A 12,665-nucleotide genomic window follows, 5' to 3' on the forward strand; every position below is an offset into this window, starting at 1 on the left:
CCCCGGGGCACGCACCTGCCTACCTACAGGGCGAGCAGCTCCTTGGTCGTGATGGTGAGTAGCTCGGGTCCGCCGTCCGCCTCGGGGCGGACGACGAGCGTGTCATCGATCCGGACACCGCCCCGGCCCGGGAGGTGAACTCCCGGTTCGACGGTGACCGGCACGCAAGCGTCCAGTTTACCCATGGCCGCGGGACTCAATTGAGGGTCCTCGTCGATTTCGAGCCCCACGCCGTGTCCGGTCAGGACCGTAAGGCCCTCCGTGTACCCCGCGGAGTCCAGGACCTGGCGGGCGGCGCGGTCGACGTCCCGGCAGGCGGCGCCGGGTACCAGGCTCTCACGTCCGGCCCGCTGGGCTGCGAAGACGAGGTCGTACAACTCGATCTGCCAGTCCGCGGGAGCGGTGCCGATGACGAAGGTGCGGCCGATCTCGCAGCGGTAGCCCCGGTACGTCGCGCCTAGGCAGACGGAGAGGAAGTCGCCCTCCTCGACGCGGCGGTCGGTGGGCCGGTGGCCGGGGCGGCCGGCGTTCGGCCCGGTGGCCACGGACGTCGGGAAGGCCGGCCCGTCCGCCCCGTGGTCCACGAGGCGTCTTTCGAGTTCCAGGGCGAGATGGCGTTCGGTGCGGCCGACGAGGATCGACTCCAGCAACTCGCCGAGGGCCTGGTCGGCGATCTCGGCGCCGATGCGGAGGCAGGAGATCTCCTCCTCGTCCTTGACGACCCTGAGCTGCTCGACTGCGCTGCCGAGGCCGGCCAGGCGCAGCCGGGGGGCGACCGAGCCGAGGGCCCGGTGCCGGGTCACGGTGAGGTGGTGCTCCTCCACGGCTAGGGAGTCGGCGCCCTGGCCGGCGGCAATGCCGGCGGCCGCGACGGCCGGGTCGCCGCCGACCCCGGGCAGGGTCTGTACAGGCAGGGCCTCGTCGGGGCGCTCCTGCGTGGGGCGGTCGGCCGTCGGTCCGGCACAGACCAGGAGGTCCCGCTCCTCGGTCCTGCCCAGCAGCAGAACGGCGCCGGGCGGGGCGGCGCCCGCGAGATAGCGCACGTTGGCGGGGCGGGAGACCAGCGCCGCCGCGCTGCCGCCCGCGTTGCAGTATTCCCTCAGACGCGTCCGGCGGGCCGCGTACACCTCTGACATGAACCGAGCGTATGAGCTCCGCGGGTTCGGCGCCGTTCGGGAGAGGCCGAGTGGGGGTGCGGGTGCCTGCGCCCTCACGCCGGGTGGTGGGCCGGGGCCGTGCCGGGGGGTGTCCGTCCTCGGAACGGCGCGATGGGGTCGCGTGCCGACTGACTGTCCGTTGACGCGCCAACCAGCTGCGGGCGGACACCCCCCGACACGGCCCCTTCTCGCCGTACGCGGGTGCGGGAGCGTCCCGCTTGACGCCGCAGGCGCACCGCTGCGGTATGCGTGCCGTTGAGGGAGGCACCGGTGCCCCGTTTCGCCGAGTGGCGGGCCCGTCCGGCCTCAGCAGCGGCGTCTGGCTGCTACCACTGTGGTGGGCTCGCTATCGACCTGGCCAGTACCTCGTCCAGGATTCGCGCCGTCTCCGGCACGTCCAGCTGCGAGTTGTCGATGATCGGCAGGCCGGACCCGTACCACCCGGCCATACGGCCGTGGATGCGGGCGACCTCCTCGTCCGACAGCCGCCGGTTCCCCGAGCGCTCCGCGTTGCGTTCGAGGACGATGTCCAGCCCGGGGAGAAGGACGACCGGCAGCAGGCCGGGACCCACGTGGCGCTTCCAGCCGCCGAGGCCTACGACCGGGCGGTCGGGGAAGACCGCGTCGTCGAGGATGCACGAGATGCCGTTGGCCAGGAAGTTCCGTGCGGCGAAGCCGCAGGTGCGGCGGGCCAGGCGGTACTGGGCTTCGGAGTGGTCGTTCCACCCGGACTGGGGGTCGGCGAAGCCGGAGCGGACCCACTCGCGTACGTCGTCGAGGCTGATGTGGGCCGTGGGGACCCGGCGGTGGTCCGCCCAGTACTTGGCGACGCTGGTCTTGCCCGCACCGGCGGGACCGATGAGCAGCACCGCGAGCGTCGTACCGGCGGGATCGGGAGCCGTCGCGGCGGGCGGGGCCATCGGCATGGCGACCGGGCCGCCGGGCGGCAGCGGCACATGGCCGGTGGTCTCCGGCGCCGGCGGGGCGGAAGCCGGGGGCGGGGCCGCGGCCGGTCCGGGCGGGGGCGCCGGATATCCCGGTGCCGGGGGCGGCGGGGGCACGGGCGCGGAGCCCGGGTGCGCGCCCGCGTTCGGCGGAACCGGGTGATGTGCGGCCGGCGACCAGCCGGTGGCCGGTCCGTGCCCCGGCTGATGGGGCGGCGGCAGCGGAGAACCCACTGCGTGCTGCATCCGGTGCCACTCCGTCTCGTACAGGCGATGGGCGCTGACAGCGGGGGCGGAACCCGCTGCTACCGAACGGTACCGCCCCCGGTCGTCGATGTGTGAACGGCCGGGGGCGGTCCGAAGTGCCCGTCCCGCAAGGCGAATTCGGGCGGAAGGCGCGCCGGAGGACTTACTGGCCCACTTCGCCGTACGCGGCGAGCAGCACGGCCGGGTCGGGTCCTTCCAGGACGGTGGGCTTGGCCAGACCGTCGAGGACGATGAAGCGCAGCAGGTTGCCGCGGGACTTCTTGTCGACCTTCATGGTCTCCAGCAGCTTGGGCCACTGGTCGTGCCGGTAGTGCAGGGGCAGTCCGACCGCTTCGAGGATCGTGCGGTGGCGATCGGCCGTCGCGTCGTCCAGCCGGCCCGCCAGACGGCCCAGTTCGGCGGCGAAGTGCATGCCCACCGAGACCGCCGCGCCGTGGCGCCACTTGTAGCGCTCGTTCTTCTCGATGGCGTGGCCGAGGGTGTGGCCGTAGTTGAGGATCTCGCGCAGGCCCGACTCCTTCAGGTCCGACGACACGACGTCGGCCTTCACCCGGATGGAGCGCTCGATGAGCTCGGCGGTGTGCGGGCCGGCCGGGGTTCGGGCGGCCTCGGGGTCGGACTCGATGAGGTCCAGGATCACGGGGTCGGCGATGAAGCCGGCCTTGATGACCTCCGCCAGTCCGGAGACGTAGTCGTTGACCGGCAGCGAGTCCAGCGCGGCCAGGTCGCAGAGCACACCGGCGGGCGGGTGGAAGGCACCGACGAGGTTCTTGCCCTCGGCGGTGTTGATGCCGGTCTTGCCGCCGACGGCCGCGTCGACCATGGCGAGCACGGTGGTCGGGATGGCGATCCAGCGCACCCCGCGCAGCCAGGTGGCGGCCACGAACCCGGCGAGGTCCGTGGTCGCCCCGCCGCCGACGCCGACGATGACGTCCGTGCGCGTGAAGCCGGACTGGCCCAGCGCCTTCCAGCAGTAGGCGGCGACCTCGGCGGTCTTGGCCTCCTCCGCGTTGGGCACCTGGATGGCGACCGCCTCGTAGCCCTGCCCGGCCAGGTCTGCGCGCAGGGCGTCACCGGTCTCGGCCAGCGCCTCGGGGTGGAGGATCGCGATCCGCTGGGCCTTGCCGCCGATCAGCCCGCCGAGTTCGCCCAGCAACCGCCGGCCCACCAGGACCTCGTACGGGTCGGTCCCCGCGGTGCCGGCGACCTGGATCCGCGTCACTGCCTCGCTCATGCTTCCTTCAACTCCAGTGCATCCAGGGCGGCCTCGGTGACCTCTTCGGGGGTACGGCCGTCGGTGGCGACCACGGCTGTGGCGGTCTCCTCGTACAGGTGGCGGCGGGCCTCCATCAGCTCGCGCCACTGCTTGCGCGGGTTGACCGCGAGCAGGGGCCGGGCCGCGTTGAGGCCGGTGCGCTTGACCGCCTCCTCGACGTCCATCGACAGGTACGCCACCCGCTGCCCGGCGAGCAGCGCGCGCGTGTCGGCGTCGAGGATCGCCCCGCCGCCCAGGGCCAGGACGCCGTCGTGCTCGACGAGCGCCCGGCGCACGGCCGCCTTCTCGATCGCCCGGAAGGCGGCCTCGCCCTCGTCGACGAAGATCTCGGCGATGGTCCTGCCCTGCTCGGCGACGATGTCGTCGTCGGTGTCCCGGTAGGAGACACCGAGCCGCTCGGCCAGCAGCTGGCCGACGGTGGACTTGCCCACGCCCATCGGCCCGACCAGGACGACCAGCGGGCCGCTCATCGGATGGTGAGGTTGTCGAGGTACGACGTCACGTTGCGGCGGGTCTCGGCCACCGAGTCGCCGCCGAACTTCTCCGCCACCGCGTCCGCGAGCACCAGGGCCACCATGGCCTCGGCGACGATCCCGGCGGCCGGAACCGCGGACACGTCGGAGCGCTGGTGGTGGGCCTGCGTCGCCTCGCCGGTGGTGACGTCCACGGTCTGCAGGGCCCGCGGCACGGTCGCGATCGGCTTCATCGCGGCGCGGACCCGCAGCAGCTCACCGGTGGTCAGGCCGCCCTCGGTGCCGCCGGAGCGGCCGGAGGTGCGGCGGATACCGTCGTCGGTCTTCACAATCTCGTCGTGTGCCTTGGAGCCGGGCACCCGCGCCAGGTCGAAACCGTCACCGATCTCGACGCCCTTGATCGCCTGGATGCCCATGAGCGCGCCGGCGAGCCGGGCGTCCAGCTTGCGGTCCCAGTGCACGTGCGAACCCAGGCCGACGGGCACGCCGTAGGCCAGGATCTCGACCACGCCGCCGAGGGTGTCGCCGTCCTTGTGGGCCTGGTCGATCTCGGCGACCATCGCCTTCGACGCGTCGGCGTCCAGGCAGCGCACGGGGTCCGCGTCCAGCTTCTCGACGTCGGCCGGCGTCGGGTACACGCCCTTGGGCGCCTTCGCCGCGGCCAGTTCCACGACGTGGCTGACGATCTCGACGCCGGTCGTCTCCTTGAGGTACGACCGGGCCACCGCGCCCAGCGCGACGCGGGCGGCGGTCTCACGCGCGGAGGCGCGCTCCAGGATCGGCCGGGCCTCGTCGAAGCCGTACTTCTGCATGCCGGCGAGGTCGGCGTGGCCGGGGCGCGGGCGGGTCAGCGGGGCGTTGCGGGCGAGCCCGGCGAGGATCTCCGGGTCGACCGGGTCGGCGGCCATGACCTGCTCCCACTTCGGCCACTCGGTGTTGCCCACCATGATCGCGACCGGGGAACCGAGGGTGAGGCCGTGCCGGACGCCGCCGAGGAAGGTGACCTCGTCCCGCTCGAACTTCATCCGGGCACCGCGTCCATAGCCCAGGCGCCGCCTCGCGAGATGGTCCGCCACCATGTCCGTGGTGATCGGCACGCCGGCGGGAAGGCCCTCCAGCGTCGCGACGAGTGCGGGACCGTGGGACTCCCCCGCGGTCAGCCAGCGCAACCTGCTCAACGGTGCTCCTCAATGCTCGCGCCCCGGTACTGCCCTGCGTACGCGCCTCGTCGCGTACGGCGACGGCGTGACCGGGTGCGCGGCCCGGTCCACCATCCCCGATCCTCCCACGCCGGGGCCGTCCGCCCGGCGGCCGGTCCATCAAGCGGACGCGTTCGCGGACGGGCCGTCGACCTGACGCTGCTGGGGCGCGTACGACCCGAGGAAGTCGGCACCGCTCGGCTGCGGCGCGCTCTGGGCCTGCTGCGGGGCGTACACCCCCAGGTGGTCGGCCCCGCTGCCCTGCTGCGGTGCCGGCGGCGTCTGCTGCGGCGCGTACTGCCCCAGGTAGTCGGCACCGCGGCCCTGCCCGTACTGGGCCGCCGCGTGGACCGGCCGTCCGTTGCGGACGGCACGCCGGTGGGCGATCTTGCGCTTGATCTTGACGACCCATGACGCCACGACGGCGAGCACGATCAGGGCGAGCACCGTGATCTGCACCCAGTCGGGGAGGAATCCCAGCAGGGACTCGAATATCTGGGACTTGACGGACGCCTGAGACAAACCTGCGGACACGACGGACTTTCCCTTCCCCTGTTCCGCCCCCTGCGGAACCGAGAGCGGATCTTATCGGGCCGCGAGAGCCCGCTCGCCCGCTTTTCTCATGGCGTCCAGGGGCGCCGGGGCCAGCCCTGTCATCTGCTCGACCTGGAGCACGGCCTGGTGCACCAGCAGGTCGAGGCCGCTGACGACGGCACCGCCGTACGCCGACCAGCGGGCGGCGAGGTCGGTCGGCCAGGGGTCGTACAGGACGTCGAAGAGGGCCGCCGGCCGCTCCGGCACGGACCGGGCGAGGGCGTCGGTGACACCGGCCGGAGTGGTGCTGATCACCAGAGGGGCGCGCAGGGCCTGCTCGGCGTCCGCCCAGTCGGCGATGCGCACGGCGACCTCCAGCCGCTCGGCCCACTGGCGCATCTCGGCGGCCCGGGCCTCGCTGCGCACGTACACGGCGATCTCACCCGGGCAGATCCGGGACAGCGCGGCCAGCGCGGACGAGGCGGTGGCGCCGGCGCCGAGGATCGCGGCGGAGTCGACCTGCCCGATGCCGTGTTCGCGCAGGGCGGCGACGATGCCGGGGATGTCGGTGTTGTCGCCGACGCGTCGCCCGTCCTCGGTGAACACGACGGTGTTGACCGCCTCCACCGAGGCGGCGGTCTCGCCGACCTCGTCCAGCAGAGGGATGACGGCCCGCTTCAGCGGCATGGTCAGCGACAGCCCGGCCCACTCGGCGCCGAGCGTCTCGAAGAACGCGGGCAGCCCGGCCTCGTCGACCTCGAACCGGTCGTACGTCCAGCCGGCCAGGCCCAACTCCTGGTAGGCGGCACGGTGCAGGACCGGGGAGAGCGAGTGGGTGATCGGGGAGCCTAGTACGGCGGCTCGGCGCGGTGTGGCCATCGGGGGGTTCCTCAGTTGTTCCGCGAGGCGTTGAACTGGTCGACCAGCTTCTGGTGTTCGGCGTTCGTCTTCGTGAACTTGCTGGTCTTGCCGTCGAGCGAAATGAAGTAGTACCAGCCGTCGTCCGTCGGGTTGAGGGCGCCCTTGATCGCGTCTTCGCCCGGGTTGTCGATCGGGCCGGGCGGCAGACCCTTGTAGAAGTACGTGTTGTACGGGTTGTCGTAGTTCCGCAGTTCGCTCAGGCTCAGGTCGATCTTGCTCTGGTTCTTGATGTAGTTGTAGGTGGAGTCGAACTCCAGCATGCCGTTGGTTTGGGGGTTCCCGGGCTTCATCCGGTTGTAGATGACCTCGGCCATCTTGCGGAAGTCGCTGTGGCTCGTGCCCTCCGCCTGGACCAGGCTGGCAACGGTGACCAACTGCCACGGATCCTCGAGTCCGAGGCTCTCGGCCTTCTTCTCGACGCCGAACTTCTCGTACGTCGCGGTGGCCCGCTGGACCATCTGCTTCAGGACGGCCTCGGGCTTCTGCCCCTCGCTCACGCCGTAGCTGGAAGGGTAGAGGAAGCCCTCCAGCGGGTCCTTGACGTCGGCGTGGTTCTGCGCCCACGCGGGGAGGCCAAGCTTCTTGTAGTCCTTCTTGGCGACCGCGGCGGTGGTGCCGTCCTTGACCTTGAGGCGCTTGTCGATGAGCCGGTAGATGTCGGCGTTGCGCTTGCCCTCGGCGATGATCAGGTTGTCACGGCTGTCCGGGCTGAGCATCAGTTCGACCGCGCTCTCGGCCGACATTTGCTTCTGCAGCGTGTACACGCCGGCCTGGATGCCCCGGCCGTCGGGGTTGCCGGCTTGGGCCGATACGAAGGCGTCGACGCTCTTGACGACACCGGCGGACTTCAGCGCCCGCCCGATCGCGTAGCCGTCCGCGCCCGCGGGGATCTCGACGGACACTTCCTGGCCGCTGCCGTCGCCCGCGAAGTCCGGGGCATCGCCGAAACGATCCTGGTAGAACTGGTAGCCGAAATAGCTGACACCTGCCAGGCCGCCGCCGAGGATCACGACGACCAGCAGGCAGGCCATGCCGTTGCGGCGTTTCTTCGGTTTGCCGCCGCCCCGCCCCCGCTTGTCCTCGCGCCCGCGGCGCTCCCTCGGCTCGTCGCCGTCGTCATCGTCGTCGCCCGCGAAGAAGGCGTGTTCGCCCTGGTCGGGGCCGGGGTCCCAGTCCGTCTGCGGTTCCTGCGCGGGCTCGGCCCCTCGCCGGCCGGGCGGCTCGGGAGGCGGATACGCGTCAGGCATGCCGTAGTAGTCCTGCTGGCCCCCGCCGTACGCACCGGCCTGCTGTCCGTACGGATCCTGGGGGTCACCGGGGTACGAGACCTGCTGATGCGGGTCGTTCGTCCAGCCGCCGGTGTCGTACTGCTGCTGGTGGTAGCCCTGGGCCTGCTGGTGCCCGGGGTCCTGCTGACCGGGGTACTGCTGGTGCCCTTGCGCCTGCGCCGCGTACTGCTGGTCGTACGGGTACTGCTGCTGCGCCTGACCGTATCCGGCCTGGTCACCGGTGCCCCAGTCGCCGTACTGCGGCTGCTGCGGCTGCTCTGGATAGTGCTGCGGCTGGCCGTCGTAGGGGGACTGCTGACCCTGATGGGCCTGCTGTCCGCCCCATCCGCCGTCCCCGTACAACGGGTCCTCCGGATGCCACGGTTCGGAGCCTTGGCCCCGGCCATACTCAGTCATCGATCCCCTAGAGCCGCGAGGCGGCGGTCGCGCGGCTTCCGGCCCGGCTCCCGTCCCGCCTCTTGCTGTGCGGCGGCTGTTCGAATGCCGTCGCATCGCGCGGAACGTTACCGTATCGCGATCAGATGACCACTTCGACGCCTTCGCCGGGTGCTTTACCTGACGCCCGTTCGGATTCGAGGGCCTGTTGCAGGATGACCACGGCCGCTGCCTGGTCGATGACGGACCGTCCCTTCTTGGACTTCACGCCGGAAGCGCGCAGTCCCTGACTGGCCGTCACGGTCGTCATCCGCTCGTCGATGAGTCTCACCGGAACCGGGGAGATCATGCGGGCCAGTTCCTGGACGAAGCCCCGGACCTTCAGCGCTGCCGGGCCCTCGCCGCCCTTGAGGGAGCGCGGGAGACCGGCCACCACCTCGATGGGCTCGTACTCCTCGACGAGTTGCTTCAACCGCCGCTGGGCTGCGGGGATGTCACGCCCCGGGACCGTCTCCACCGGGGTGGCGAGGATCCCGTCGGGGTCGCACGAGGCGACCCCGATGCGGGCGTCCCCGACGTCGATCGCGAGTCGACGTCCTCTGCGCATGCTGTTCGACCCGTCTCTTACTTGGCCGTCTCGGTGACCAGGCGCTCGACGGCGTCCACGGCGTCACCGACGGCGGCCGGGTTCTGGCCGCCGCCCTGGGCGACGTCCGGCTTGCCGCCACCGCCGCCGCCGAGGGTCTTGGCAGCCGTACGGACCAGGTCGCCGGCCTTCAGGCCGCGCTCGCGGGCGGCCTCGTTGGTGGCGATGACCGTGAGCGGCTTGCCGTTCGCCACCGTGAAGAGGGCGACGACGGCGGCTCGTCCGCCCTGGATGCGTCCGCGCACGTCAAGGACCAGCTTGCGCAGGTCGTCGGCGGTCGTGCCGTCCGGGACCTGACCGGTCACGACAGCAATGCCACGGACGTCCTTGGCGGACTCGGCGAGACCGGCGGCGGCCTGGAGGACCTTCTCGGCGCGGAACTTCTCGATCTCCTTCTCGGCGTCCTTCAGCTTGCCGAGCATGGCGGAGACCTTCTCCGGGAGCTCCTCCGGGCGGCCCTTGATCAGCTCCTGGAGCTGGGCGACGACCGTGTGCTCCCGGGCGAGGAAGTTGTAGGCGTCCACACCGACCAGGGCCTCGATCCGGCGGACACCCGAGCCGATGGACGATTCGCCGAGCAGCTTGACCAGGCCGAGCTGGGCGGTGTTGTGCACGTGGGTGCCGCCGCACAGTTCCTTGGAGAAGTCGCCGATGGTGACCACGCGGACGCGGTCGCCGTACTTCTCGCCGAACTCGGCGATGGCGCCCTGTTTCTTGGCCTCGTCGATGCCCATGACGTCGGCGCGGACGTCGAGGTCGCGGGCGAGCACCTCGTTGATCTTCTGCTCGACGTCGGTCATCACGGCCGTCGGGACGGCGGACGGAGAGCCGAAGTCGAAGCGGAAACGGCCGGGCTGGTTCTCGGAACCGGCCTGGGCGGCCGTCGGGCCGAGGGCGTCGCGCAGGGCCTGGTGGGTCAGGTGCGTGGCCGAGTGGGCACGGGCGATGGCCGTGCGGCGGCGGTGGTCGATCGAGGCGTGGGCCTTGGCACCGACGGTGACCTCTCCGACCTGGACGACGCCCTTGTGCACGTAGACGCCCGGGACCGGCTTCTGGCAGTCGCGGATCTCGATGACGGCACCGGTGTCCACCTTGATGCGGCCGGTGTCACCGATCTGGCCGCCGCCCTCGGCGTAGAACGGGGTGCGGTCGAGGACGATCTCGACCTCGTCGCCCTCGGTGGCGGCCGGGGAGGAGGCGCCGTCGACGAGGATGCCGACGATCGTGGACTCGCTCTCGGTGTCGGTGTAGCCGATGAAGTCCGTGGCACCGGCCTGGTCGGCGATCTCACGGTAGGCGCCGGTGCCGGCGTGGCCGGTCTTCTTGGCCTGGGCGTCGGCCTTGGCGCGCTCCCGCTGCTCCTTCATCAGGCGCCGGAAGCCGTCCTCGTCCACGGAGAGGCCCTGCTCGGCGGCCATCTCCAGGGTGAGGTCGATCGGGAAGCCCCAGGTATCGTGGAGCAGGAAGGCCTTGTCGCCGGGCAGGACGGTGCCGCCGGAGGCCTTGGTGTCGGTGACGGCCGTGTCGAGGATGTTGGTGCCGGCCTTCAGCGTCTTGAGGAAGGCGTTCTCCTCGGCGACAGCGACCTTCTCGATGCGCTCGCGGTCGGTGACGAGCTCGGGGTACTGCCGGCCCATCATCTCGATCACGGTGTCGATCAGGTCCTTCACGACCGGACCGGTGGCGCCGAGCAGGCGCATGTTGCGGATGGCGCGGCGCATGATGCGGCGCAGCACATAGCCGCGGCCCTCGTTGCCGGGGGTGACGCCGTCGCCGATGAGCATCACGGAGGTGCGCATGTGGTCGGTGACCACGCGCAAGGAGACGTCCGAGCCGTGGGCGTCGCCGTAGCGGACGCCGGTCAGCTCGGTGGCCTTGTTGATGACGGCCATCGAGGTGTCGATCTCGTACATGTTCTGCACGCCCTGCAGAATCATGGCGAGGCGCTCGAGGCCGAGGCCGGTGTCGATGTTCTTGCTGGGCAGGTCGCCGAGGATCTCGAAGTTGTCCTTGCCGATGCCCTCGCCCCGCTCGTACTGCATGAAGACGAGGTTCCAGATCTCCACGTACCGCTCGTCGTTGACGGCGGGGCCGCCCTCGGCGCCGAACTCGGGGCCGCGGTCGTAGTTGATCTCGGAGCAGGGGCCGCACGGGCCGGGAACGCCCATGGACCAGTAGTTGTCCTTCATGCCGAGGCGCTGGATGCGCTCCTTCGGCACGCCGACGACCTCGTGCCAGATGCGCTCGGCCTCGTCGTCGTCCTTGTAGACCGTGATCCACAGGCGCTCGGGGTCGAGGCCGTAGCCGCCCTTGTCCTGGGCGCCGGTGAGCAGCTCCCAGGCGAGCTTGATGGCGCCTTCCTTGAAATAGCCACCGAAGGAGAAGTTGCCGCACATCTGGAAGAACGTGCCGTGCCGGGTGGTCTTGCCGACCTCTTCGATGTCCGGCGTGCGCACGCACTTCTGCACGCTGGTGGCGCGGTCGAAGGGCGGCTTGACCTCGCCCAGGAAGTAGGGCTTGAAGGGCACCATGCCGGCCGGGACGAGGAGCAGAGTCGGGTCGTCCGCGATGAGCGACGCCGAAGGGACGACGGTGTGACCGCGCTCCTCGAAGAAGCTCAACCAGCGGCGGCGAATCTCAGCCGACTCCATCAGTGGTCCTCATTCCGGTTGTACGGGTACGTCTGGTACGCCGAACCCTCGACGTACTTCGGGTTGTTGCGGTTCTCGATGGCGGCGAACCGCCGGGGCGCCGGAAGTTCGGGATTCTCGTTGATCCCGAGGGCGTCGCCCAGCTCGGCCTCCCGCACGGCCATGTTGTCCCGGACGTCGAGCGCGAAGCCCACAGCACGGTCCTTGATGCGGTGGCCGGCCTCGATCGCCTTGTTGCCTGCGGTTCTGGCGAGGCTCTCGGGGGTCAGCTGCTTCAGCTTGCGATTGACCTTGGTGGTGGCCCACACACCGGCGGCGACGCCCGTGGTGAACCAGAAGGTACGGCGGAACATCGCTGGCTCTCAGTCCCTCTTCCCTCGGGCGCTGCGCCGGGTGATCGTACGGCCCACGATCACGGTACGCCTGGGCGCCTTGGCGGGCACGTCCTCCTTGCGGCCGCCGAGGGCCCGGCGCACGCCGTAGCCGAAGGCCGCGACCTTGACCAGGGGGCCGCCGAAGGTGGAGGCGACGGTGGTCGACAGCGCCGAGGCGTTCGACGTGACCTCCTGGACGTCGGAGGCGATCGAGTCGACCCGGTCGATCTGGGTCTGCGCGGAGCGCACCGCCGCGGAGGCGTCGGCCAGCAGCGGGACGGCCTGGTCGGTCACGTCCGCCACGAGCTTGGTGGTCGCCTTGAGCGTCTGGGCCACCCTCGCCAGCGCGACGGCGAGGAAGGAGACCAGGATCGCCCAGAAGACGGCCACCAGGATCCCGGCAACCTCTCCACCGGACACTGTGTGCACCCGCTCCCTGAAACGTGCCTGAACATCAAAAAGTCGTGCGACGAGCCTATCGCGCCGGGGGTGGCGCTCCGTACCGGATTACCGCCCGGGCGTGGGCCGATCGCGAAAGCCCGCCGCCTCGCCCGCCGGG

12 protein-coding genes are annotated in these 12,665 nt (G+C 71.0%); all 12 read right to left on the reverse strand.

The window, feature by feature from the left end; all coding sequences use genetic code 11:
* Positions 1–23: 23 nt before the first annotated feature.
* The 12 genes from IO24_RS0124710 to IO24_RS0124765 all read right to left on the reverse strand — a co-directional run bounded on the left by IO24_RS0124710 (position 24) and on the right by IO24_RS0124765 (position 12,535).
* Positions 24–1,136: an aminopeptidase P family protein gene (locus IO24_RS0124710; protein ID WP_031138972.1), complete on the reverse strand. Its 1,113-nt coding sequence runs from the start codon at positions 1,134–1,136 to the stop codon at positions 24–26.
* 347 nt (positions 1,137–1,483) lie between these two features.
* Positions 1,484–2,347, reverse strand: coding sequence for a Pro-rich N-terminal domain-containing protein (locus IO24_RS0124715; protein WP_078899373.1), 864 nt, complete (start codon positions 2,345–2,347; stop codon positions 1,484–1,486).
* Positions 2,348–2,510: 163 nt separating this feature from the next.
* Entirely contained in the window at positions 2,511–3,602 is a 1,092-nt protein-coding gene (gene aroB, locus IO24_RS0124720) for a 3-dehydroquinate synthase (RefSeq protein ID WP_031138976.1), read from the reverse strand.
* A complete protein-coding gene (locus IO24_RS0124725; protein WP_031138978.1) occupies positions 3,599–4,114 on the reverse strand; it encodes a shikimate kinase in 516 nt (171 codons plus the stop codon). Before IO24_RS0124725 ends, aroB begins: the two co-directional genes overlap by 4 nt.
* On the reverse strand, positions 4,111–5,295 hold the full coding sequence (aroC, locus tag IO24_RS0124730) for a chorismate synthase (protein WP_031138980.1): 1,185 nt from the start codon (positions 5,293–5,295) through the stop codon (positions 4,111–4,113). The genes IO24_RS0124725 and aroC overlap by 4 nt, the downstream gene beginning before the upstream one ends.
* A 141-nt stretch (positions 5,296–5,436) precedes the next feature.
* A complete protein-coding gene (locus tag IO24_RS0124735; protein ID WP_031138981.1) occupies positions 5,437–5,850 on the reverse strand; it encodes a hypothetical protein in 414 nt (137 codons plus the stop codon).
* A gap of 51 nt (positions 5,851–5,901) precedes the next feature.
* Positions 5,902–6,729: a shikimate dehydrogenase gene (locus tag IO24_RS0124740; RefSeq protein WP_031138983.1), complete on the reverse strand. Its 828-nt coding sequence runs from the start codon at positions 6,727–6,729 to the stop codon at positions 5,902–5,904.
* A gap of 11 nt (positions 6,730–6,740) precedes the next feature.
* Positions 6,741–8,456 (reverse strand): endolytic transglycosylase MltG, encoded by a 1,716-nt coding sequence (gene mltG, locus IO24_RS0124745; protein ID WP_031138986.1) that lies wholly within the window; start codon positions 8,454–8,456, stop codon positions 6,741–6,743.
* A gap of 121 nt (positions 8,457–8,577) precedes the next feature.
* Positions 8,578–9,042, reverse strand: a complete 465-nt coding sequence (gene ruvX, locus IO24_RS0124750; protein ID WP_031138988.1) for a Holliday junction resolvase RuvX — start codon at positions 9,040–9,042, stop codon at positions 8,578–8,580.
* A gap of 17 nt (positions 9,043–9,059) precedes the next feature.
* Positions 9,060–11,732, reverse strand: coding sequence for an alanine--tRNA ligase (gene alaS, locus IO24_RS0124755; protein ID WP_031138990.1), 2,673 nt, complete (start codon positions 11,730–11,732; stop codon positions 9,060–9,062).
* Positions 11,732–12,085: a hypothetical protein gene (locus IO24_RS0124760; protein WP_030843112.1), complete on the reverse strand. Its 354-nt coding sequence runs from the start codon at positions 12,083–12,085 to the stop codon at positions 11,732–11,734. The genes alaS and IO24_RS0124760 overlap by 1 nt, the downstream gene beginning before the upstream one ends.
* A gap of 9 nt (positions 12,086–12,094) precedes the next feature.
* Complete coding sequence (locus IO24_RS0124765; RefSeq protein WP_078899374.1) at positions 12,095–12,535, reverse strand: DUF948 domain-containing protein; 441 nt, start codon at positions 12,533–12,535, stop codon at positions 12,095–12,097.
* Positions 12,536–12,665: the final 130 nt, after the last annotated feature.

The organism is Streptomyces flavovariabilis (assembly GCF_000725785.1).
Lineage (GTDB): Bacteria > Actinomycetota > Actinomycetes > Streptomycetales > Streptomycetaceae > Streptomyces > Streptomyces hawaiiensis.

Excerpts from the sequence above, each read along its gene's own strand:
- mltG (WP_031138986.1), bottom strand. The coding sequence starts at position 8,456 with ATGACTGAGTATGGCCGGGGCCAAGGCTCCGAACCGTGGCATCCGGAG.
- IO24_RS0124715 (WP_078899373.1), bottom strand. The coding sequence starts at position 2,347 with ATGCAGCACGCAGTGGGTTCTCCGCTGCCGCCGCCCCATCAGCCGGGG.
- IO24_RS0124710 (WP_031138972.1), bottom strand. The coding sequence starts at position 1,136 with ATGTCAGAGGTGTACGCGGCCCGCCGGACGCGTCTGAGGGAATACTGC.
- ruvX (WP_031138988.1), bottom strand. The coding sequence starts at position 9,042 with ATGCGCAGAGGACGTCGACTCGCGATCGACGTCGGGGACGCCCGCATC.
- alaS (WP_031138990.1), bottom strand. The coding sequence starts at position 11,732 with ATGGAGTCGGCTGAGATTCGCCGCCGCTGGTTGAGCTTCTTCGAGGAG.
- aroB (WP_031138976.1), bottom strand. The coding sequence starts at position 3,602 with ATGAGCGAGGCAGTGACGCGGATCCAGGTCGCCGGCACCGCGGGGACC.
- IO24_RS0124740 (WP_031138983.1), bottom strand. The coding sequence starts at position 6,729 with ATGGCCACACCGCGCCGAGCCGCCGTACTAGGCTCCCCGATCACCCAC.
- IO24_RS0124725 (WP_031138978.1), bottom strand. The coding sequence starts at position 4,114 with ATGAGCGGCCCGCTGGTCGTCCTGGTCGGGCCGATGGGCGTGGGCAAG.
- IO24_RS0124760 (WP_030843112.1), bottom strand. The coding sequence starts at position 12,085 with ATGTTCCGCCGTACCTTCTGGTTCACCACGGGCGTCGCCGCCGGTGTG.